We start from the raw sequence: 21,698 nt of genomic DNA on the forward strand, positions 1-21,698 counted from the left end.
CGACTTGCGGGCCATTTTCAGGTGGACGGCTGGTCCAGGTCAAAAGCCTTGTGCAGGGCGCGCACGGCGAGCTCCATGTACTTCTCGTCGATGACCACGGAGGTCTTGATTTCGCTGGTGGAGATCATCTGGATGTTGATGCCCTCCTCGCTCAGCACGCGGAACATCTTGCTGGCGATGCCCACGTGGCTGCGCATGCCGATGCCGACGATGCTGACCTTGCAGATCTTGGCGTCGCCGGTGACTTCCTGGGCGCCCAGCTTGGGAACGACCTGGGTCTTGAGCAGGTCGACGGCCTTGGAGTAGTCGTTGCGGTGGACGGTGAAGCTGAAGTCGGTCTTGCCGTCCTTGCTGATGTTCTGGATGATGACATCGACTTCGATGTTGGCGTCGGCCACAGCGCCCAGGATCTGGTAGGCGATGCCGGGGGTGTCGGGCACGCCGAGCACGGAGATTTTGGCTTCATCGCGGTTGAAAGCGATGCCCGATACGATGGCTTGTTCCATGTTTTCGTCTTCCTCAAAGCTGATCAAAGTGCCAGACTTGGCTTCTTCGTTGATGTCGATGTCCCATTCAGTGAAGCTGGACAGCACGCGCAGCGGCACCCGGTATTTGCCGGCGAATTCCACCGAGCGGATCTGCAGCACCTTGGAGCCCATGGAGGCCATCTCGAGCATCTCCTCGAAGCTCACGGTGTGCAGGCGGCGCGCCTCGGGCACCACGCGCGGGTCGGTGGTGTAGACGCCGTCGACGTCGGTGTAGATCAGGCATTCATGCGCCTTGAGCGCCGCGGCGATGGCGACCGCCGAGGTGTCGGAGCCGCCGCGGCCCAGCGTGGTGACGTTGCCGCCCTCGTCCACGCCCTGGAAGCCCGTGATGATGACGACCTTGCCGGCATCCAGGTCGGCGCGCACGCGCTCGTCGTCGATGGACTCGATGCGGGCCTTGGTATAGGCGTTGTTGGTCTTGATGGTGACCTGCCAGCCGGCATAGCTCACGGCCTGCATGCCTTCGGCCTGCAGCGCAATGGCCAGCAGGGCGCTGGAGGCCTGTTCGCCGGTGGCGGCCAGGGCGTCGAGTTCGCGGCTGTAGGCGTCGCCGGCCTTGGCGGGCGCCAGTTCCTTGGCCAGGCCCAGCAGGCGGTTGGTTTCGCCGCTCATGGCGCTGGGGACGACGACCATCTGGTGGCCGGCCCGCGCCCACTTGGCCACGCGTTTGGCCACGTTGCGGATGCGCTCGGTCGAGCCCATCGACGTGCCGCCGTATTTATGAACGATCAATGCCATTGCAGGATGTCAATCAGAAGTTGTTTGCGAATTTTTTGCGGGCTGTTACCGGCAAAAAGCGCTCATTGAGAGGCTTTTGACGGTGCTGCGGCGCCAGCAAAGCCTTCAATTATACCGAGGACTACTACCTGGTTAAGCCGGCTTATCCGCCGCGGCCTCATAGCGCAAGGTGGCGCCAGCCCGGGTGACGTGGCCGCTTGCCACCTTGAGGTGGATGCGGTGGCCGCGGGTGGTGCAGGCGGCGATTTGCGACAGCAGCTGCTCGAGCTGCGCGGCGCTGGGCGTGGCGCCATGCGACTCCAGCAGCCAGTGGCGCAGCACATTGGCCTGGCGCGGCGCGGAAAGCGCCTGCAGGGCCGTGATGGCGGGCGGCGTACCGACGCGCGCCAGGTCTTCACGGGCCACCTCGGCCAGCAGGGCCTGCGCCTGGGCCGCGTGCTGGGTGCTGCGCGCGAAGGTTTCGCGAAACTGCGGAAAGGATTCGGCCAGGGCCGGCAGCAGGCGGGCGCGTATGCGGTTGCGGGTGTAGCGCTCGTCGCTGTTAGTCGGGTCGTCGACAAAGGGGATCTGCTGCTCCAGCAGCCAGGCGCGCAGGGCCGCGGCGGGGATTTGCAGCAGCGGCCGCAGGAACAGCACGCCGCCGCGCTCAAAGCGCGCGGCCATGGAGGCCAGGCCCGGCAGGCCCGCGCCGCGGCTTAACGCCAGCAGCAGGGTTTCGACCTGGTCGTCGGCATGCTGGCCCAGCAGTACGGCTCCCAGGCCTTTTTCGGTGGCGGCCTGCGCCAGCGCGGCGTAACGCGCCAGCCGCGCCGCATCCTCGGGGCTCTGGCCCGCCGCGTTGCCGGCCTGCACGCGCAGCACCTGCAGCGGCACCTTCAGGCGCGCGCAGGTGTCCTCGCAAACCCGCGCGAAGTCGTCGGCGGCGGCCTGCAGGCCGTGGTGGATGTGCAGCGCGGTCACCTGCCCCGGCCAGCGCTGTGCGGCGGCCAGCAGCAGCGCCGTGGAATCAGCGCCGCCGCTGTAGGCCACGCCCACAGGCAAAACGGGATCAAGGGATTCCAGCGCCGCCAGCGCCGGGTTAGGGCCGCTCACGCCGTGCCCGGCGTGAAGCCAGCCGGCGGTTTATTTAGCGTCGGCCTTGGTGTCGGTAAAGCGGCCATAACTTTGCAGGCGTTCGTAGCGGCGGTCCAGCAGCTCCTTGACCTTCAGGTCGCTGACCTGGCGGAAGGCGTCGTTGAGGGCGCGCTTGAGAAAGGCCGCCATCTGCTTGTGGTCGCGGTGGGCGCCGCCCACGGGCTCGTTGACGATCTTGTCGATCACGCCCAAGGCCTTGAGGCGGTGCGCGGTGATGCCCAGGGCTTCGGCCGCTTCCTGGGCCTTGTCAGAGGTCTTCCAGAGGATGGAGGCGCAGCCCTCGGGGCTGATGACGGAATAAATCGAGTACTGCAGCATCACCACCTGGTCGGCCACCGAAATCGCCAGCGCGCCGCCGGAGCCGCCCTCGCCGATGATGGTGGTGATGATGGGCACTTCAAGCTGCGCCATCTCGAAGATGTTGCGGCCTATGGCCTCGGACTGGCCGCGCTCCTCGGCGTCTATGCCGGGATAGGCGCCGGGCGTGTCGACGAAGGTGAACACCGGCAGCTTGAACTTCTCGGCGGTCTTCATCAGGCGCAGCGCCTTGCGGTAGCCCTCGGGCTTGCTCATGCCGAAGTTGCGCAGGCCGCGTTCCTTGGTGTCCCGGCCCTTCTGGTGGCCCAGCACCATGCAGGCGGTGCCGTTGAAGCGGGCCAGGCCGCCGACGATGGACAGGTCGTCGGCGAAGTGCCTGTCGCCGTGCAGCTCGACGAAATCGGTGAAGATTTCGTTGATGTAGTCCAGCGTGTAGGGACGCTCGGCGTGGCGGGCGATCTTGGTGATCTGCCAGGGCGTCAGGTCGCTGTAGATGTCTTTGGTGAGTTGCTGGCTTTTTTTGGCCAGCTGGTCGATCTCCTCGGAGATATCGACGGCCGACTCGGTCTGGACGTAGCGCAGTTCTTCAATTTTTCCTTCGAGTTCCGCGATCGGCTGCTCGAAATCAAGGAAGGTTTTCTTCGCCATGTGTTGCTCCTCAGGGCTTCTTCAAACTTAGATCTTGCTCGGTGCCGCCAGGGGCACCCAGGACCGGCAAGGGATCCAGCGAGCGCCAAATATACCAAGTTGCGACGCTGCAGTACGGCGCCCAGGCGGCGGCCACCTCGCGCGCGTCGCTACGGCTGACGGATTCGCCGGAAAAATAGTTCTGGCTGATGCCACTGATCAGGCCGATGTCGTCCAGCGGCAGGACATTGGGACGCATCAGGTAAAAGATCAAAAACATCTCGGCCGTCCAGCGCCCGATGCCGCGGATGGCCACGAGTTCGGCGATGATGGCCTCGTCGTCCATGGACTGCCAGTCCTTCACGTGCACCGTGCCGGCGTCGAAATTGATGGCCAAATCGACCAGGTATTCGACCTTGCGCGCGCTCAGGCCGGCGGCCCGCATGTCGTCGACCTTGAGCCTGAGCACATTGGCCGGCGTCATCTTTTTGGGCAGGGCCTCGAAGCGGTGCCACACCGTTTGCGCGGCCTTGACCGAGATCTGCTGACCCACGATGCTGCGCGCCAGCGTGCTGAAGGCGTCGCCGCGGGCCTGCAGGTGGGCGTCGCCGAACTGCGGGATCAGGCGCTTCATCACGCGGTCCTTCTTGACCAGGTGCTTGCAGGCCTCGGCCCAGTAGGCGGGGGCCGCGGCGACCGGGCCCGGCACATCGGCCAGCTCGGCGCTGGCGGGGCCGCTTTTGACGACCTGTTTCATGGCGCCTTGCGCAGGGTCTGCGGGTTCAGCGGCGGCCAGGGGCCGACCGGTCGGGCAAGGCTCACGACTGGGCCTCCCAGGTCGTGCCGGCGGCGGAGTCCTTGAGCACAATGCCCTGGGCCAGCAAATCCTGGCGGATGCGGTCGGCCTCGGCGAAATTTTTCGCGGCCTTGGCGGCGGCGCGCTGGGCGATCAGGCCCTGGATGCTGGCCTCGTCCAGGCCGGCGCCGGCCTGCAAATAGGCGCCGGGCTCGCCCTGCAGCAGGCCCAGGCAGCCCCCCAGGCTTTTGAGCAGGCCCGCCAGCGCGGGCGAGCGCGTCTTGTTGACTTCCCCGGCCAGGTCGAACAGCACGGCCACCGCCTCGGGCGTGCCGAAGTCCTCGTCCATGGCCGCCTTGAAGCGGGCGGCGAAGGGCTGTGCCCAGTCGATGGCAACGGTGTCCGCTGCGACCCCGTCCAGCGCGGTGTACAAGCGCTTGAGGGCGCTGCGGGCATCGTCCAGGTGGGCGTCGCTGTAGTTCAGGGCGCTGCGGTAATGCGTGCGCACCAGGAAGAAGCGTATGGTCTCGGCGTCGTAGCGCGTGAGCACGTCGCGGATGGTGAAGAAGTTGCCCAGCGACTTGGACATTTTTTCGTTGTCCACCCGCACAAAACCGTTGTGCACCCAGAAACGGGCCAGCGGCTTGCCGCTGGCGCCTTCGCTCTGGGCGATCTCGTTTTCATGGTGCGGGAACTGCAGGTCGGCGCCGCCGCCGTGCAGGTCGAAGGTCTCGCCCAGGGTCTGGCAGCTCATGGCCGAGCACTCGATGTGCCAGCCGGGGCGGCCCGGGCCGTAATCGCTGTCCCACTTGGCGTCTTCAGGCTCGGTGGGCTTGGCGCTCTTCCAGAGCACGAAGTCCAGCGGGTCGTCCTTGCCGTCCAGCACCGCCACGCGCTCGCCGGCGCGCAGCTCGTCCAGGGACTTGCCCGAGAGCTTGCCGTAGCCGGGAAACTTGCGCACCGCATAGTTCATGTCGCCGGTCGAGCCCTTATAGGCCAGGCCTTTGCCCTCGAGGGTGGCGATCAGGCCCAGCATCTGCGGCACGTATTCGGTGGCGCGCGGCTCCAGTGAGGGCGGCTCCATGCCCAGCGCGCCTATGTCCTGGTGCATGGCCTGGATCATCTCGTCGGTCAGCGCCCGGATGCTGATGCCGCGCTCGACCGCCCGCTTGATGATCTTGTCGTCGATGTCCGTGATGTTGCGCACATAGGTCACGCGCAGGCCGCTGGCCTTGAACCAGCGCTGGACCACGTCGAAAGCCATCATCATGCGCGCATGGCCGATGTGGCACAGGTCGTAAATCGTCATGCCGCACACATACATGCGCACATGGCCGGGCTCCAGGGGGGAAAATTCTTCCACGGCACGCGACAGCGTGTTGTAAATGCGAAGGCTCATGAAAATTGGGGCGGCGGGAGACATCGGTCGAAAACCGACTATCAATTGGACAGGGGGAACAGGAAGGTTTATCTCACGGACACCAAGGGCGGACAAGGGCCGGTTGGCATACGCGCAAAAACCTGCGACAAAACGGAAAAGTACGGAATCCGGGCGGCCATGGACTATACCCCCTCAGCTACAATCGGCCAGTATATCCAGCCCGATGGACAACATTCAGCGGCCCCTCTGGCCACCTGAAAAGCCGGGCTGTTTATGGCAATTTTCGACCCACGGCCCTCAAACAGCCCCAGGGGACCCAAAACAATAGCGAGAAGTTCTTATGCCCACGCAAAACTTTTTTAAACGCAAACCCCTGTCAGCCGTCCTGCGCCTGCTGGTGGCTGCCGCCGCCCTGTCCATGTCCGCGGCCCATGCCGACGACTATGCCGATGTCAGCCGCCTGATGCGCGCCGGCCAGTTTGCCGAAGCCATGGCCAAAGTGGACCAATACCTCGCCAGCAAGCCGCGCGACCCGCAGATGCGTTTCTTCAAGGGCGTGATCCAGACCGAAACCGGCAAGGCCAACGAGGCCATCGCCACCTTCACCAAGATCACCGAAGACTACCCCGAGCTTCCCGAGCCCTATAACAACATGGCCGTGCTGTATGCCGGCCAGAGCCAGTTCGACAAGGCCCGCGCCGCCCTGGAAATGGCCATACGCACCAACCCCAGCTACGCCACCGCGCACGAAAACCTAGGCGACGTCTATGCCCGCCTGGCCAGCCAGGCCTACAGCAAGGCACTGCAGCTGGACGGCGGCAATGCGGCCGTCCCGCCCAAGCTGGCCCTGATCCGCAACCTGTTCTCGGCCGACGCCAAGGCCCAGCCGCAAGCCGCCGCCAAGCCCGCCGCCGGCGCCCAGGCTTCCGGCCAGGTCACGGCCGCCGCGCCGGCAGCAGCGCCCGCACCGGCCGCCAAGCCCGCACCCGCGCCCGCGCCTGCGGCAGCACCCGCCGCGACGCCGGCACCCGCTGCCCCGGCCCCCGCACCCAGCCCGGTCGCCGCCACCGGCGCCGAGAAGGAAGTCGAAGCCGCCGTGCGCGGCTGGGCCCAGGCCTGGTCCGACAAGGACATGAGCGGCTACCTCGGCAGCTACGGCCAGAACTTCGAGCCACCCGGCAAACAGGCCCGCAAGGCCTGGGAAGAAGACCGCCGCGCGCGCATCGTCGGCAAGTCCAAAATCAGCGTGAAACTTTCCAACCTGTCGATTTCGGTGCAGGGCAGCAAGGCCACGGCCCGGTTCAAGCAGGACTACAGCGCCGATTCGCTGAATATCTCCAGCCGCAAGACCCTGGACCTCGCCAAGGTGGGTGACCGCTGGGTGATCGTCAAGGAATCCACGGGCGGCTGACCTGGCCCACGTGTTTTACCCAGCCCGTCCCTGCCCTTCTTCGCCGGCCGGCACCCTGTCGTGGAAACTTGCATGAAGAAGGTGCTCACCGCCCTTTTTTTCATGGCGCCTTGCCTGGTGCCGGCGCTTGCCTTCGCGCGCACGGAAGCCCGCCCCCACGCACAAGCCGCCAAGCCGGCCGCGGCACCGCAACGCGAACCGCGCGACGGCGAAGCGGAAGCCCGCCTGATTGAGATCTACAAGCTGATCGGCCAGGCCGCCCCCCGCGAGGCATTGCGCAAGGCCGAGAGCCTGGTCAAGGACCACCCCAATTTCCAGCTCGCGCAGCTGGTCTACGGCGACCTGCTGGCCGGCTTCACGCGCCCGCTGCGCGCGCCCGGCGACGTGCCCGACATCACCGCGAACAAGAGCGCGGCCCCGCTGCTGGCCGAGTTGCGCCAGGAATCGCTGCTCAGGCTGCGCGCGCTGCGCGAACGCCCGGCGCCGGGCACCGTGCCCTCGCAATTCCTGGCGCTGTCGCCGCGCAACAAGCATGCGATCGCCGTCGACGCCTCCAGGTCGCGCCTCTACCTGTTTGAGAACACGCCCACCGGCATCAAGCTGGTGGCCGACTACTACATCTCGGTCGGCAAGTCCGGCATTGAAAAATCCGTCGAGGGCGACCTGCGCACGCCGGTCGGGGTGTACTTCATCACCAGCAACCTGGACCGCAAATCGCTGCGCGACTTCTACGGCTCGGGCGCGCTGCCCATCAACTATCCCAACCAGCTCGACGTCAAGCGCGGCAAGACCGGCGGCGGCATCTGGCTGCACGGCACGCCGCCGGCGCAGTTTTCGCGGGCGCCGCTGTCCACCGACGGCTGCGTGGTGCTGGCCAATCCCGACCTGGAACGCATCATCCGCACCGTCGAGGTGCGCAGCACGCCCGTCGTCATCGCGCACAGCCTCAAATGGGTGGCGCCGCAATCGCTGGCATCCGACATCAAGTCCTTTGAGAGCGTGCTGCAAGGCTGGCACAGCGCCAAGTCCAGCGGCGACATCGCCAAGCTCACCGCCTGGTACACCCCCGACTTCACAAGCTACGGCAAGACCCTGGCTGAATGGACGCCGGCCCTGCAAAGCGAACTCAAGCAGCTGGGCGGGCGCGGTATCCAGCTCAAGGACGTGTCTTACCTGCGCTGGACCGACAGCACCGACACGATGGTGGTAACCTTTGGCGAACTGGTCAAGGGCGCCAAGACCGGCCGCACCAAGCGCCAGTACTGGGTCCGCCAGGGCAGCCAGTGGAAAATATTTTTCGAAGGAGCCATTTGATGGCAGTTCACCCCAGGCCGGCGATGTCCGCGGCCTCTTTTCTCCATTCCCTCCATTCCCCCTTGCGCCGCGCGGCATTCGCGCTGGCCGCCGCCGCGAGCCTGACCCTGCTGGCCGGCCCGGCGCTCGCGCAAAACGCGCCCAAGGTCAAATTCGCCACCAGCGAGGGCGACTTCGTGGTCGAGGTCTACCCCGACAAAGCCCCCAAGACCGTCGAGAACTTCCTGCAATACGTCAAGGACAAACACTACGACGGCACGATTTTTCACCGCGTGATCAGCAACTTCATGGTGCAGGGCGGAGGTTACGACGCCACCTACGCCGAGAAAAAAACCCGCCCGCCCGTGCCGCACGAAGGCCGTGAGGCACTCGCCAAAGGCGGCCCGAGGAATGTGGTGGGCACCCTGGCCATGGCGCGCACCAACGACCCCAATTCCGCCTCGGCGCAGTTCTTCATCAATGTGAAGGACAACGATTTCCTGGACCCCACCATCATCCCGCCCGGCGACCCGGTGCCCAAATTCGAATACCAGGGCCGTGTCTACGAAAACACCCCGCGCGCGCAGCTCGTCAACGCGCCCCAACTGTACGGCTACACCGTCTTCGGCAAGGTCGTCAGCGGCATGGACGTGGTCAACAAAATCAAGTTGGTGCCGACCGGCGCGGGCGGCCCCTTCCCGAGCGACGCGCCCAAGACACCCGTCCTCATCAAATCAGCCACCCTCGTCAATTAACCGCCCTCCCCCTACAGGACACCATCATGAGCAAGCCCAGAGTCGAACTCCACATCGCCGAATACGGCGTCATCACGCTGGAACTGGACGCCGCCAAGGCGCCCAAGACCGTCGCCAACTTCCTGAACTACGTCAACAAGGGCCACTACGCCAACACCGTGTTTCACCGCGTGATTCCCGGCTTCATGGTGCAGGGCGGCGGCTTCGAGCCCGGCATGAAACAAAAGCCCACCGACGCTGAAATCGAGAACGAAGCCAACAACGGCCTGAAGAACGACAACTACACCATCGCCATGGCGCGCACCAACGCGCCGCACTCGGCCAGCTCGCAGTTCTTCATCAACGTAGCCGACAACGGCTTCCTGAACCACACCGCGCCCAGTGCTTCGGGCTGGGGTTATGCCGTGTTCGGCAAGGTAATCGCCGGCACCGACGTGGTCGACAGGATCAAGGCCGTCAAGACCGGCCGCAAGGGCTTTCACGACGACGTGCCCATGGAAGACGTGATCATCCAGAGAGCCATCTCGCTGGACTGAGCCCGCCCACCCAGCCGGTGAACACTCCCCAGGCCGTCCCCGAGATCGCGGAGCTTTTGGCGCCGCCGTCCTGGCGCACGGTCGACTTCATTTCCGACCTGCACCTGCAGGCCGGCGAGCCGGCCACCTTCGAAGCCTGGCGGCATTACCTTGAAAGCACGCCCGCCGACGCGGTCTTCATCCTGGGCGACCTGTTTGAAGTCTGGGTCGGTGACGATGCCGTCGGCCAGGACCTGAACGCGCCTTCGGCCGGCTTCGATGCGCGCTGCGCGCGCGCCATGGGCGAAGCCGCCGGCCGGCTGGCGCTCTTTTTCATGCACGGCAACCGCGACTTCCTGGTGGGCCAGGCCCTGATGGACCTGTGCAACACCACCTTGCTGCACGACCCGACCGTGCTGGAGTTTCCCGCGGGCTCGGGCCGGCGCTGGCTGCTGTCGCACGGCGACGCCCTGTGCCTGGACGACACCGACTACATGGAATTCCGCCGGCAGGTGCGCGGCACCGACTGGCAGCGCACTTTCCTGGCCAAGCCCCTGGCCGAGCGCCAGGAGATCGCGCGCGCGCTGCGCCGGCAAAGCGAGGCGCGCAAGCGTTCGGGCACATCCTATGCCGACGTCGATGCCGAAGCCGCGCGCCAATGGCTGCGCGCGGCAAAGGCCCCCACCCTGATCCACGGCCACACCCACAAGCCCGCCATGCACGACCTGGGCGAGGGCCTGGCGCGGGTGGTGCTCAGCGACTGGGACCTGGCCGCTGCGGTTCCGCGTGCCGACGTGCTGCGCCTGTCCGCCGGCGGCCTGCAGCGCATCGCCCTGTGCTGACCCTCTTTTCCAATCTTTAAGCCTTGCCTACGACCAAGACACCCTCCCCATGCTGAACTGGTTAAGAACGCTGGGGCGCCAGAGCGCCCCCACCAAGACCATTCCCGACACCCTGTGGATGGACACCCTGCTGCAGTTTCCCTTCCTGGCCCGCCGTCCGGTGGCCGAACTGCAGCAGTTGCACGAGCTGGCCGGGAAATTCCTCAAGCAAAAGGAGTTCACCGGCGCGCAGGGGCTGCAAGTCACCGACGAAATGGCCGTCGCGATCGCCGCGCAGGCCTGCCTGCCCGTGCTGCACCTGGGCCTGCGCTGGTATGACGACTTCAAGGGCATCGTGGTGCATCCCGGCGCCATGCTGGCGCGCCGCGAAGTCACCGACCAGGCCGGCGTGGTGCACCGCTACAACGAAGAGTTGCTGGGCGAAGCCATGGACGGCGGACCCGTCACCCTGAGCTGGCAGGACGTGGCCGCTGCGGGCAGCGCGGCCGAACATGGGCACAACGTCGTGATCCACGAATTCGTCCACAAGATGGACATGCGCGACGGCGCGGCCGACGGCTGTCCGCCCATGCCCACCCGCAGCGCCATGAGCGGGTGGCACTCGGTGATGCAGCCGGCCTTTGATGAATTTTGCGAAAAAGTCGCCATGGCCAAACGCTTCGGCGCCGAGCCGCCCTGGCTGGACGACTATGGCGCAAACTCGCCGGCCGAGTTTTTCGCCGTGGCCTGCGAGGCCTACTTCGTCAACCGCGAACGTTTCACCCGGGAATTCCCGGCGCTGACGGTGCTGTTCGACAAATTCTTCATTCCCGCCAAATAAGCGGGAGGGCCGCGGGTGGCCTCAAACCTCCGCAGCCGGGGGATTAAGCGCCGCGTTTAACCCCTTTAACCCCTTTTCCCCGCCTGCCCCGTTTCAGGGAGCTCCACCCTCTTTCTGGAGCCCCCATGAAACACCACATCCTCCCCGCCTCCCTCCTGCTGGCCCTGTCCGCCTGGACCCTGCCGGCCCACGCCATAGGCCGCCTGGCCGACATCACCGTGGTGGACCGCAATACCGGCGCCACACTGCCGCTGTACTACCACCGCGGCGAATACTGGGTGGCCGGCCAGTACGGCGCCAAATACGCGATCGCCGTGCGCAACAAGCTCGGCGAGCGGCTGCTGGCCGTGACCGCCGTCGATGGCGTCAATGTGCTGAGCGGTGAAACCGCCGCCTGGGACCAGACCGGCTATGTGTTTTCATCCTGGCAGCAGTACCAGGTGACGGGCTGGCGCAAAAGCAGCAGCGAAGTCGCCGCCTTCGAGTTTTCCGCGCTGGGGGACTCTTATGCCGGCCGCACCGGCCGGCCCGCCAATGTCGGTGTGATCGGCGTGGCGCTGTTTCGCGAACAGCCGCCCGAGCCGGTGGCGCAGGCACCCGTGTATTCCAGCCCCCGCCGCAGCGAGCGCGAAGCCGACGCCCCCGCGGCCCCCGCACCACCCGCGGCGGAATCACCGGCCGCCGGCAAATCCGCGCTGGCCGACCGAATCCTCGGCGGCGCGGAGGCATCAGCCTCCGCGGAAGGCCTGCTCAGAAAGCCGCAGGCCGCCCCCTTGCCGGCTCCCAAATTGGGCACGGGCCACGGTGCCCGCGAAAGCTCGCTGGTCTCGCACACCAGCTTCGCGCGCCTGCAAAGCCAGCCCAATGAGGTGATACGCATCCGCTACGACAGCCGCGAGAACCTGGTTGCGAATGGCGTGATCCGCGAACCCGTGGCGCACCACCCTGTCCCGGATCCCTTCCCGCAATCAGGTATTACCTCCTATGTCCCTGACCCTCCTCTGCGTCGATACTGAAAGCGTGCATCTGCGCCGTGATAATCTGGCGCATGCCCAGCGCCCCAACGCCAGACAACGCAGCCGAAGACAGCGACGAATCGCTGATGCTGCGCTATGCGGCCGGCGACATCGCGGCTTTCGACACGCTCTATGCGCGCCACGAACTCGGTGTATGGCGTTATGTGTTTCGCAGCGTGCGAGTGCAGGCGGTGGCTGACGACCTGCTGCAGGACGTGTGGTTTGCCGTGGCGCGCAGCGCACCCACCTACACGGTGTCGGCGCGCTTCAAGACCTGGCTCTTCACCATGGCGCACAACCGGCTCGTTGACCACTTTCGCAGCGCGCGCCATCACGTGAGCATTGACGCGAGCGACGACGAGGACAGCCCGGGAATCGGCGACACACTGGCCGCCGATTCCGGCTTCGGGCCGCTGCGCCGGCTCGAGTCCAGCGAGCAGGCGGCGGCGCTGATCGCCGCGGTCGAGCGCCTGCCGCGCGAGCAGCGCGAAGCCTTTTTGCTGCAGGCCGAAGCCGGCCTCAGCGTGGATGAGATCGCCGCCGCGACCGGCGTGAATTTCGAGACCGCCAAAAGCCGTTTGCGCTATGCGCGAAACAGCCTGCGCCAGCAGCTACAGGAGTTTGCATGACAGAGCCTGACCGCAGCCCGCCCGGCGATGAGCTGACGCAGCGCTACCGCGAAGCCAGCGCGCAGGACACACGCCGCCCCGGCGCGCACGTGCGGGAGGCGGTGCGCGCCCACGCGCAGATGGTGATCGCCGCAAACAAAGCCTCCACGACAGCGGACAGAGCACCCACGGCGACCGCCGCCAACCAGTCGCGCTGGAAAATCTCCGCCCTGGCCGGCCTGGCACTGGCTGGGTTGACCGGCCTGCTGGTGTTGCAATACGACCGCGGCACCGACGAAGAAAAAGACCTGGCGTTTGGCCAGCCCAGTGCGAGCGCGCCGCCCACCCCCGCACCCGCAGCTGAGGCAGGATCGGCCCCCGCACCGCAGCAAACACCCCAAGCCGACAGCCGCAGCGCCAAAACGGGCACGCCACCGCCGCCAAAAGCCCCCGCAACGCCCTCCGCCGGTAAACCTTCACCCCAACCCTCCGTCACAGGCTCAGTGGCACGCAAAGCCGAAACCGAAGCCGCACCACCGCCCCAGGCAAGTGCGGTGCCTTCCCCTGCACCTTCACCCGCACCTTCACCCGCGCCTTCGCCAGCCCCGGCGGCTCCACCGCCGCCCGCGCCGGAAGTTGCCGCCGCCAAAGAAAGCTCGCAGCTCGCACGCCCTGCCCCCCCAGCCGAGGCGATAACGGGCGGGCAGGCGTCCTCTTCCATGCGGGACGCCGCACCGACCGCACCGGCCGCGGCGGTTGCAGCAGCTCCCGCCATGGCGGCGCCGGCGGCACGGGCCGCTGCGCCAGCCGCGGCCGCAGCACCGGAGCAGCGACGGGAAAAACTCAGTGTGCCAGCGCCCTCACCGCGCACAGAAGCGCCCGGCACACCCAGACTGGCAGGCGCACTGCAGAACGCGGCGCGCGCGGGCGACCTGCCGCAGGTGGAGCGTCTGCTCCAGCAAGGCGCGGCCCTCAATGCGGCCGATGCGGCGGGCCGCACGCCCCTGATACTGGCCGCCATGCAGGGACACACGGCCGTGGTCCAGCACCTGCTGGCGGCGGGCGCGAACACAGCCCTGATAGACCACGACGGCCTGAACGCGCCGCAACACGCGCGGCGGCTCGGTTATGACGGGATTGCCCACCTGATTGAAGCGGCCCGCTGAGCGGGGCGGCGTGATGGGTGCCGCGCTTCAGCTTGCGTAATACAGCACGGCCACGCAGTGGCAGGCGGTGCCCGCCGCCACAAACAGGTGCCAGATAAAGTGCCCGTAGCGCAGCCTGGAATCGGTGGCGAAAAAGCCCACGCCCAGGGTATAGAAAAGCCCGCCGGCCACAAGCCAGAACAAGCCCCAACCGGGAATGAGCTCCAGCATGGGTTTGACGGCGATCACGGCAATCCATCCCATCGCGAGATACAGCGCCGTGGACACACGCGGGTAGCGTATGCCCGCAACGGCTTTGACCGCCACGCCGGCCAGCGCCATGGCCCAGACCAGGCCGAACAGCGTCCAGCCCCAGGGCCCACGCAACACGCCCAGGGTGAAGGGTGTGTAGGTTCCCGCGATCAGCAGAAAAATCGCGCCGTGGTCCAGGACCTGGAACACGCTTTTGGCGCGCGCGGCGCGCACCGCCGGCAGCGCGTGGTACAGCATGGAGGTGAAGTACAGCAGCACCATGCTCGCGGCGAACACCGAGGCGCCCGCGATATCGATGGCATCGCCCTGGCGCATGCTGCCCATGACCAGGAAAGGCACGGCCGCCATCGCGGCAAGCAGTGCCACGCCGTGGCTCACGCTGTTGGCGATTTCCTCGCCCAGCGTCTGTTGCCGCTCCTGGGGCAAGGCCACAGCAGCGGCAGCAGTGCTCATCGTTTGAGCAGGGCCTTGAGCACGTTCTGCACGCGCCGCGCATTGCCGGCGTCAAAGTCGGCCGCCAGCACCTGGGCCGTGTCTTCGCCCCAGGTTTCGGCCGGCGCGGGCGCATTGCGTTTGGTCAGCAGCTGCAGCTGCAGCATGCGGCGCGCGCTGATGTGCTCGGCCGGCGTGGGCAGGTCGGCGGCGATTTCCAGGCGCAGCAGCGCTTCGGAAGCATCCTTGCCCGAAGGTGTGCTGACGGCCTGCACCCAGCGGTTGCGCACTGTGGCCGGCACGGCCTTGCCAAGCTCTTGCGCACTGGGCAGTTGCGCCGGATCGCGTTTTTCCCAGGCGCTGAGCAGGTGCGTGAGCACCTCGCCGTGCGCCTGCACGGCGAGCTTTTTCAGGGCCTGGTTGGCCGCTTCAAAGGCTTCGCGCTGGGCGCGGAAAGCAGCGTCGCCCAGGCGCGGGCCGCGCTCTTCAAAGGCCGGGCGCTCGCTGCCGCGCGGGCCGCGCTCGTCACGGCCCGCACGGGCGTCGCGGTCGGGACGGTAGGGCTCGAATTTGTTGTCGGTGCCCTGGCGCGGGCCGCCCGGCTTGCCGCCGGGACGCGCATCCTTGCGGTCGCCGAACTTGCCGCCGCGTCCTGCGGCCACGGGGTCGGCTTTTTTCATGCCGGGGCGGTCGTCGCCACGCCTTGCCACGATGGGCTTGGGCGCGGGTTTGGGTGCGGGAGGCGGTTCAGCGGGCGCGCTGGCCGGCTCACCGGCTTCGGCGAATTCAGCGGCAGCGGCGGCTTCAGCATCGGCGGCAGGCTCGGCGGCCTCAGCGGGCGGCTCGCTGCCCGCGGCGGCCAGCGTGGCTTCCACGGAAGGCGTTGCGGCCGCAGGCGCGGCTGCAGGCGCTGCGGCGGCAGCCGCAGGCACCTGGCCGCGCACAATGGCTTCCAGCGCCTTGGCGGCGGCATGGATCTTCTGGGCGTCGCCGCTGGCGGTAGCGGCTTCCACGGCTTTGGAGGCTTCCAGCACCATGCGGTCGTATTCGCCCAGGGCTGCGGCGGCTTTTTCGCGCTCGGCGGTCTTGCGCTGGAAAGCGTCGTCTATGGGCTTGCGGAAAGCGTCCCACATTTTTTGTTCCTGCTTGCGCTCTATGGGCACGGCCTGCGCCTCATGCTGCCAGCGCTGCTGCAGCGACTTGACGGCGTCTATGCGCAGCTGCGGCTCGGCGCCCAGCACGCCGGCTTCTTCAATCATGGCCTTGCGGCGCGCAATGCTTTCGCTGCGTGCGGCGGTCAGCGCGGCGTCGGCCGTATCCATGGCGGCCTTCCACACGGGCTGGATTTCGGCAAACGCTTTTTCGCCCAGGTGGCCGGCTTCGCGCCATTTCTCGACAAAGCCGTTGAGGCTGCGGATGTGGTGCTTCCAGTCGGTATTGCCCTTGTTGGCTTCAGCCCAGGCGAGGACTTCGTCGATCAGCAGCTTGCGCTCGGCCTTGACGGTTTCGTTTTGCTCCTTGACCTTCTCGAGCCAGGCTTCGACGACCTTGTGGGCTTCGTTGCAGGCGTCATCAAAGCGCTTCCACAGCGCGTGGTTGGGCGTGCCGCCCTGGTCGCTGGTCTTCCACTGCTCGCGCATGGCGCGCAGGGCTTCCTGCTGCTTGCGCCCGCCCAGCGGCTTGGCCACCAGCGCTTCAGCCTTCACGACCAGTTCTTCGCGAATCTGGTCGGCGCGCCAGCGCTGCCAGCCTTCGAGTTCGCCAGCCGCGGTGAGCGCGGCGTGCGCGGCGGCTTCGAGCTTGCTGTCGATGTTGCGGATGTGTTCCTTGAGCGCCTGGCGCAGCTCGGCCGCGACCTTGGGTGTGGACTTGCCGTGGCCTTCGGTGACCTCATGCTCGAGCTTGGCGAGCGCGGCCTGCACGACGGCCGAGGACTTTTCGCGCATCTCCTTGAGCACGGCCGGATCGATCTTGGCCTTGGGCGCGCGCGCGGGCTGCTCGCCCTCGGCGGGAGCCTGGCCGCGGGCGGCGCGCAGTTCGTCGGCCCACACGGGCACCGCCGGCAAGGGCGCGGCCGTGTCCTCGGCGGCCTTGACGGCCTGGGCCAGCGCGCCCTGGAAGGCCTCCCACACGGCCAGCAGCTGGCCGCGCGAGGCGTCGAGCAGCGGCGGGAACTTGGCGTCGACGCTGGCCCAGTTGGCGTCGTGCGTGAGTTCGTCGGCCTGGCCCTGCCAGTGCGCCACGTCGGCCTTCAAGGTGTCCAGCGCGCCTTCGGCTTCGCGCCAGGGCTTGATAGATAGCACCTCGATGCGCTGCGCGATCAGCACGGCGGCCTCGCGCTGCACCTGGGTGCGATGCTGCAGGTCTTCAATGGTCTTGACGCGCTCGGCCAGCTGCGCCTTCAGGCCGGCCAGCGGTTCCTTGGACAGGGGCGCGCCGGCCTTGGCGGCGTCGCGCTGCCAGGCCAGGGCGTCGGCCAGGTTGAGCTTGGGCACGGCCAGCAGCGCCTGGGCTTTTTCAGCCCACTCGGCGGCCACGGCTTCCTGGCCCTTGCTGCGTTTGATCTCGTCGAGCTTTTCCTTCAGTGGCTTGGCCGCGCCCTTGTCACGGTTGGACAGGTCCTTGTAGACCTCGGCCATCTGCTCGGCCGTGGGCTCGGTGGCCAGCCAGCTGCGGATGCGCGAGGCGCGCTCGCCGGAGGTGGGCGCGGAAAACGCGCCGCCGGTCAGGCCGTCCAGCGGATGGGCTTCGGCCTGCTTGGGGGATGGCGTTTTCACGGCGGGAGTGTCGGGTTTTGAAGATTTAAACATGGGAACGCAAGGTCAAAAAAATAGTTGCCGCCGACCGCAAGGCTCCCTCGTCAGGGGATTCTTGCGCAGCGGCAGCAGGTATTGGAATGGATGGGAGGCCGCGCCGCGCAACCCGCGTTGCGCGCACTGGCTCTGGTCCCATAAAAAGCTTTATCAATAAAGCGCTGGTGCTATTTTCGCCTTTTTTAAGGCATCGCCAAATTCAGCTCCGCCCGGGGCGTCCATTTGGCCTCGGGCGGCACGGCTTTGGCCGCGCCCAGGAACAGTCTTTCGGGCGGCAGATCGCGCGAGGCGAGGTAGTCTTTGACCGCCACGCCGCGCTGCACGGCGAGTTCGCGCATGGCGTCGTCATTGACCTTGATGTCGGCCAGCAGCAGCTTTTCCATCTCGGGCACGGGCAGGTCCTTGGCCAGGCCTATCAGGTTGCGCGGCTTGGGCATGTCGGCGCGTTTATAGACCTCCTTGAGCAGCTCCGGGTATTCGGCCGGGCTGATGCTGACGGCGGCCGAGGTGGTGCCGCCCTCCTTCACGGTGATGCGGCGTTTTTCGGCGCGCACCAGCGCGTCCAGCCGCTCGCGCTTGAAGCCCTCGCGCTCAGCCTCCACGCTGCTGGTGCCCACCACGGTGAGCTGCAGCGAAGGCCTGTCGGCCAGGGCCTTGGCCACCTTGTCCAGCCCGGCCTTGGCTTCGGGGCGCAGCTCGGCGCTGCCGGGCGCGAAGCCCACGGTGCTGAGCTCCTCGCCGCCGCCGCCGAAGGCGTTGGCCAGCAGGCTGAAAGGCGCGGTGATGGCCTTGACGATCACGTTGACGATGACCTTGACGATGATGGGGCCCAGGCTGAACTGCGGGTCGTTGAGCGAGCCACTGATGGGCAGGTCGATGTCGATCACGCCGTTGCGGTCGGCCAGCAGCGCGACGGCGAGCTTGACCGGCAGGCTGGCCGTGGAGCCGGGCACCTTTTCGCCGAAGCTGAGCTGGTTCAGGATCACCTTGTTGGTGGCGGTGAGTTTGCCGTCGGGCTGCACCAGGTAGCTCACGTCGACGCTGAGTTTGCCGCGGTTGATGCCGTAACCCGAGTACTTGACGGAGTACGGCGACAGCGGCGGCAGTTCCAGGTCGCGCACCTTGCCCTTGATGTCCAGCGCCAGCGGCTTGGCCAGGGGGTTGAGTTTGCCCAGGATTTCAAGCGAGGCCGTGCCCTCGGCCCGCCCGCGCAGTTCCAGGTCGGCCATATTGGGGGCGGCCGCCGCGCCGCCCGCGGGCGCGGGCGCCACTGACGAAAAGGCGCTGAGCTTGCCGGTCAGGTCGCTGAGGTCGGCCGAGTAGTTCGGCTTGACGAAGCGGTCGGAAAACAGCACCTTGCCGTTGATCAGGCTGATGGGGCCGAAGCTCACGATGGGCGGCGGGCCCGCTGCGGCCTGAGCACTTTTTGCATCGACAACCGCCGTTTTAGGCGGGGCCGCGGGCGCGGATGCCGCCGCGGCGGCTGCGGCGGTGGTCTCCGCGGCTCCCGCCGGCTCCCCGGATTTGACGAGGTCCTGCAGGTTGATGCGGCCGTCGGGCATGACGATCACACGCGCGAAAAAGTCGGTCAGCACGGTCTCCTTGACCTCCACGCGGGTGGCCTTGGCCGGCTCCAGCGCCACATGAAAGCCGCGCAGGTTCAGCGCTTTCCAGGCCAGCAGGTCTTCGCTGGGGGCCAGCGTGTTGGCGCGCAGCTCTTCCAGCGACACATCCCCCGTCACCTGGGCCTGGGGCCCGCCCGGCGTCTGACGATAGGCCACCCGGCCCTTGAAGCTGGCATCGGCGCGCAGCAGTTCGATATTGAGGATGTCGGCAACGTAAGGCTCAAAGGCCTGTACCGGCAGCCGGTCGACCAGCAGCCGGCCCTGGGCCTGGAGCGGCGCCAGGCCCAGGCTGCCGTTGAAGTCCACCTTGCCGGGCTCGAAACGGCCGGAGGCCAGGCGCAGGGAGGCGGTCAGCGGCATGGGCTTGGCGGCCTGGGCCCGGGACGCGGGCCTGTCGTCAAGCAGCAGCCCGCCCAGCTGGGCCTTGGCCGCGGTCACTTCAAACGCCACCGGCTTGGCGCCGGCCTTGTCGGAAAACGACATGGCGCCGCCTTCAAGCTGCACGTCGTTGATGGCCACGGCCCAGCTGGGCGCGCCGGCCCGCGTGGCGGCATCGGTGGGCGGGGGCGCAGGCCTTGCCGCGCCGGGGTTCACCATCCAGCGCTCATACATCCAGCGCTTGTCGCTGCCCCGCTCCACCAGGGCCTTGGGCTGGGTCAGCAACAGTTTGGCGGCCTTGAAGTTCTGGCCGGCCACGTCAATGTCCACCTGCGCCAGGTCCACGCGCTTGACCGACACCAGCGACACCTTGCCCTGGGCCAGCTGCACCTCGCTGAGCGCGAGCTGCGGCGCGCTGAGATGCAGCACTTGCGGCTTGTCGCCGCTGGCCGCCTGCCAGTTCACGCCCAGTTCGGCGTCGAGCTGGCCGCCCAGCGCCGGGAGCAGGAACTGGCCCACGTATTTGGCTGCCATGCCCAGCGGCCAGGCGGCCAGCTTGGCCGTCAGCTGGGCAGCCTGGTCGGTGGCGCTGCCCTGGAAGGTCAGCAGTGCCGGGGTGACAGGGGTTTGCGGCGCGGCTGGTTTGGCGCCGGCCTTTGCGCCAGCCTTGACGGGCGGGGGCACCAAAGCGGGCGGCGGCTCAAGGCCTACCGAGCCGTCGAATTGCAGCGGCGCGCCGGCCGAAAAAGGCATGGCGATGGCCGTGGCATTGAGCGCCAGGCCGGTCAAGCGGATGTCGGCGGGCGAAGCCAGGGTTTCGTCCAGCCAGTTCACGCTGCCCGCGCGCACGGCCACACGGGCCACCTGCACTTTCCAGGGTGTCGTCGCCGCCGCCTTGACCGGCGCGGTGGGCTTTGCGCCATCGGGCGTGCTTGCTTCACTTTTTGTAGCAGGCGTGGCAGCCGGCGGCAACAGGTTGAGCCGCCCCGACCGGTCGCGGACCACGGACAGCGCGGGCGCGCTCAACTCGACCGACGCGAGCTTGACGAACTGCTCCAGCGGGCGCACGTCGGCCATATACACCTGCAGCCGCTCAAACGCGAGCATGTCGGGGCGGGCCGCGGGCGCCTGGCCCGACGCCTGCACGCGCACTTTTTCCGCCGTCACCGTGCCGGAGATCCGCACCTGCGTGGCCGGCGCCTGCTCAAACGCCACTTTGGCGTCGGCATGCAGCACGGCACTTTGCAGTTTGTAGGGCAGGCTCGCCGGCCAGTAGGCCAGATAGGGGTTCAGGTCAAAACCGCGCAGCGTGAAGGTGGCGTCGGTTTTATGGGTCTGGGCAAAAGGTGTGCCTTCGGCGGCGGTGTCAAAGCTGCTGCCGTTGAGCTTGAAAGCCAGGTGCGGGGAGGTTTTGATCTCTCGCTGGGACTTGAGGTTGCTCAGGAAGGGCACGGAGAGGTTCAGCTCCCTCAGCTCGTGGGTCTTGCCGGCGGACTGGTCGGCAAAGTCCAGGCGCCCGCCGCTCACCACGATGTTGTAGACCGCAAAGCGCGGCGGATCGCCGGCCGGCGGGTCCGCCGGGGTCTTCAGGCGCTCCAGGATGTCGTCGATGTCGTAGCGGCCTTCGCCTTGGTGGGCCAGAAAGGCCACGGGTTCATCGACCTGCACGGCGTCGGCCACCGGCGCCAGCCGCAGCAGGGATTCCAGTTCCGCATCTATATATATGCGCTTGATGGCCAGTTGGGGGGCCGCCTGGGGAGCGCCGGCGGCCCCGGCCTTGGCGATGGCCAGGTCGCGCAGCGTGAGTTCCAGCGACCAGGGCTTGAAGTCGACCGCGCCCACGGTGACTTGCCGGCCCAGTTTTTCAGAGGCGATTTTTTCGAGTTGCGATTTCAGGATGGACGGCACGGCCGCATAGGCCAGCGCCCAGACCAGCAGCAGCACGCCCAATGCCCAGGCGGCGCGGCGCCGCCATATGGGCGAGCGGGCCACGTCGGCGGCCCGTGCCGGCAGGGTTTTTGCGGTGTTTCGCCATTCGATGTCGCGCCATTTATTCTTCAGATCATTGATTGCCATAGGCGTCGAGTTTTTAACGCTGGCGCCAATCGGTCAATGACTTATTTGAAAAAGACGGTCACCCAAAAGAAAAACCCCGGGCAGCTGAGCCGACCGGGGTTGACGGCGGGCGTTTATGCTCATGCCGTCGGGTTTCGCAAAGGAGAGATGAATC

17 protein-coding genes are annotated in these 21,698 nt (G+C 67.0%); 9 read left to right on the top strand and 8 right to left on the bottom strand.

The window, feature by feature from the left end:
- Positions 1-17 precede the first annotated feature (17 nt).
- The 5 genes from BLQ85_RS05655 to cysS all read right to left on the bottom strand — a co-directional run bounded on the left by BLQ85_RS05655 (position 18) and on the right by cysS (position 5,560).
- Positions 18-1,286, bottom strand: a complete 1,269-nt coding sequence (locus tag BLQ85_RS05655; protein ID WP_074575367.1) for an aspartate kinase — start codon at positions 1,284-1,286, stop codon at positions 18-20.
- Between the two features lie 132 nt (positions 1,287-1,418).
- The gene (gene tilS / locus BLQ85_RS05660) at positions 1,419-2,378 is read right to left on the bottom strand and encodes a tRNA lysidine(34) synthetase TilS (RefSeq protein ID WP_074575368.1); all 960 of its coding nucleotides are present in this window, start codon (positions 2,376-2,378) and stop codon (positions 1,419-1,421) included.
- Between the two features lie 30 nt (positions 2,379-2,408).
- The gene (locus BLQ85_RS05665; RefSeq protein WP_007870434.1) at positions 2,409-3,386 is read right to left on the bottom strand and encodes an acetyl-CoA carboxylase carboxyltransferase subunit alpha; all 978 of its coding nucleotides are present in this window, start codon (positions 3,384-3,386) and stop codon (positions 2,409-2,411) included.
- A 10-nt stretch (positions 3,387-3,396) separates the two neighbouring features.
- On the bottom strand, positions 3,397-4,122 hold the full coding sequence (locus BLQ85_RS05670; RefSeq protein ID WP_007870432.1) for a DNA-3-methyladenine glycosylase family protein: 726 nt from the start codon (positions 4,120-4,122) through the stop codon (positions 3,397-3,399).
- Between the two features lie 61 nt (positions 4,123-4,183).
- A complete protein-coding gene (gene cysS, locus BLQ85_RS05675) occupies positions 4,184-5,560 on the bottom strand; it encodes a cysteine--tRNA ligase (RefSeq protein ID WP_074575369.1) in 1,377 nt (458 codons plus the stop codon).
- 322 nt (positions 5,561-5,882) lie between these two features.
- Between cysS and BLQ85_RS05680 the strand changes: the two genes are divergently transcribed.
- The 9 genes from BLQ85_RS05680 (at position 5,883) to BLQ85_RS05720 (ending at position 13,968) form a co-directional block, all read left to right on the top strand.
- Positions 5,883-6,953, top strand: coding sequence for a nuclear transport factor 2 family protein (locus BLQ85_RS05680; protein WP_074575370.1), 1,071 nt, complete (start codon positions 5,883-5,885; stop codon positions 6,951-6,953).
- Positions 6,954-7,025: 72 nt separating this feature from the next.
- A complete protein-coding gene (locus BLQ85_RS05685) occupies positions 7,026-8,267 on the top strand; it encodes a L,D-transpeptidase family protein (RefSeq protein ID WP_074575371.1) in 1,242 nt (413 codons plus the stop codon).
- 23 nt (positions 8,268-8,290) lie between these two features.
- Complete coding sequence (locus BLQ85_RS05690; protein WP_074575372.1) at positions 8,291-9,001, top strand: peptidylprolyl isomerase; 711 nt, start codon at positions 8,291-8,293, stop codon at positions 8,999-9,001.
- Positions 9,002-9,027: 26 nt separating this feature from the next.
- Complete coding sequence (locus BLQ85_RS05695; protein WP_007873399.1) at positions 9,028-9,537, top strand: peptidylprolyl isomerase; 510 nt, start codon at positions 9,028-9,030, stop codon at positions 9,535-9,537.
- 17 nt (positions 9,538-9,554) lie between these two features.
- Positions 9,555-10,358, top strand: coding sequence for a UDP-2,3-diacylglucosamine diphosphatase (locus BLQ85_RS05700; RefSeq protein ID WP_074575373.1), 804 nt, complete (start codon positions 9,555-9,557; stop codon positions 10,356-10,358).
- A gap of 49 nt (positions 10,359-10,407) precedes the next feature.
- Positions 10,408-11,178, top strand: coding sequence for a M90 family metallopeptidase (locus BLQ85_RS05705; RefSeq protein ID WP_074575374.1), 771 nt, complete (start codon positions 10,408-10,410; stop codon positions 11,176-11,178).
- A 125-nt stretch (positions 11,179-11,303) separates the two neighbouring features.
- Positions 11,304-12,194, top strand: coding sequence for a hypothetical protein (locus BLQ85_RS05710; protein WP_074575375.1), 891 nt, complete (start codon positions 11,304-11,306; stop codon positions 12,192-12,194).
- A gap of 32 nt (positions 12,195-12,226) precedes the next feature.
- Positions 12,227-12,823 (top strand): RNA polymerase sigma factor, encoded by a 597-nt coding sequence (locus tag BLQ85_RS05715; protein WP_074575376.1) that lies wholly within the window; start codon positions 12,227-12,229, stop codon positions 12,821-12,823.
- Entirely contained in the window at positions 12,820-13,968 is a 1,149-nt protein-coding gene (locus BLQ85_RS05720; protein ID WP_074575377.1) for an ankyrin repeat domain-containing protein, read from the top strand. Before BLQ85_RS05715 ends, BLQ85_RS05720 begins: the two co-directional genes overlap by 4 nt.
- 27 nt (positions 13,969-13,995) lie before the next feature.
- Here the strand turns inward: BLQ85_RS05720 and BLQ85_RS05725 are convergent, their stop codons facing one another.
- The 3 genes from BLQ85_RS05725 to BLQ85_RS05735 form a co-directional block, all read right to left on the bottom strand.
- Positions 13,996-14,673, bottom strand: a complete 678-nt coding sequence (locus tag BLQ85_RS05725) for a PAQR family membrane homeostasis protein TrhA (RefSeq protein ID WP_074575378.1) — start codon at positions 14,671-14,673, stop codon at positions 13,996-13,998.
- Positions 14,670-17,462 (bottom strand): DUF349 domain-containing protein, encoded by a 2,793-nt coding sequence (locus BLQ85_RS05730; RefSeq protein ID WP_074575379.1) that lies wholly within the window; start codon positions 17,460-17,462, stop codon positions 14,670-14,672. The genes BLQ85_RS05725 and BLQ85_RS05730 overlap by 4 nt, the downstream gene beginning before the upstream one ends.
- A 185-nt stretch (positions 17,463-17,647) precedes the next feature.
- On the bottom strand, positions 17,648-21,544 hold the full coding sequence (locus BLQ85_RS05735) for a DUF748 domain-containing protein (RefSeq protein ID WP_074575380.1): 3,897 nt from the start codon (positions 21,542-21,544) through the stop codon (positions 17,648-17,650).
- Positions 21,545-21,698: the final 154 nt, after the last annotated feature.

It is taken from the genome of Polaromonas sp. JS666, from assembly GCF_900103405.1.
Taxonomy (GTDB): domain Bacteria; phylum Pseudomonadota; class Gammaproteobacteria; order Burkholderiales; family Burkholderiaceae_C; genus Polaromonas.

Coding starts and splice junctions, on each gene's coding strand:
- BLQ85_RS05690 (WP_074575372.1), top strand. CDS start 8,291: ATGTCCGCGGCCTCTTTTCTCCATTCCCTCCATTCCCCCTTGCGCCGC.
- BLQ85_RS05705 (WP_074575374.1), top strand. CDS start 10,408: ATGCTGAACTGGTTAAGAACGCTGGGGCGCCAGAGCGCCCCCACCAAG.
- cysS (WP_074575369.1), bottom strand. CDS start 5,560: ATGAGCCTTCGCATTTACAACACGCTGTCGCGTGCCGTGGAAGAATTT.
- BLQ85_RS05685 (WP_074575371.1), top strand. CDS start 7,026: ATGAAGAAGGTGCTCACCGCCCTTTTTTTCATGGCGCCTTGCCTGGTG.
- BLQ85_RS05735 (WP_074575380.1), bottom strand. CDS start 21,544: ATGGCAATCAATGATCTGAAGAATAAATGGCGCGACATCGAATGGCGA.
- BLQ85_RS05680 (WP_074575370.1), top strand. CDS start 5,883: ATGCCCACGCAAAACTTTTTTAAACGCAAACCCCTGTCAGCCGTCCTG.
- BLQ85_RS05695 (WP_007873399.1), top strand. CDS start 9,028: ATGAGCAAGCCCAGAGTCGAACTCCACATCGCCGAATACGGCGTCATC.
- BLQ85_RS05725 (WP_074575378.1), bottom strand. CDS start 14,673: ATGAGCACTGCTGCCGCTGCTGTGGCCTTGCCCCAGGAGCGGCAACAG.
- BLQ85_RS05655 (WP_074575367.1), bottom strand. CDS start 1,286: ATGGCATTGATCGTTCATAAATACGGCGGCACGTCGATGGGCTCGACC.
- BLQ85_RS05730 (WP_074575379.1), bottom strand. CDS start 17,462: ATGTTTAAATCTTCAAAACCCGACACTCCCGCCGTGAAAACGCCATCC.
- BLQ85_RS05720 (WP_074575377.1), top strand. CDS start 12,820: ATGACAGAGCCTGACCGCAGCCCGCCCGGCGATGAGCTGACGCAGCGC.
- BLQ85_RS05670 (WP_007870432.1), bottom strand. CDS start 4,122: ATGAAACAGGTCGTCAAAAGCGGCCCCGCCAGCGCCGAGCTGGCCGAT.
- BLQ85_RS05715 (WP_074575376.1), top strand. CDS start 12,227: ATGCCCAGCGCCCCAACGCCAGACAACGCAGCCGAAGACAGCGACGAA.
- BLQ85_RS05665 (WP_007870434.1), bottom strand. CDS start 3,386: ATGGCGAAGAAAACCTTCCTTGATTTCGAGCAGCCGATCGCGGAACTC.
- BLQ85_RS05710 (WP_074575375.1), top strand. CDS start 11,304: ATGAAACACCACATCCTCCCCGCCTCCCTCCTGCTGGCCCTGTCCGCC.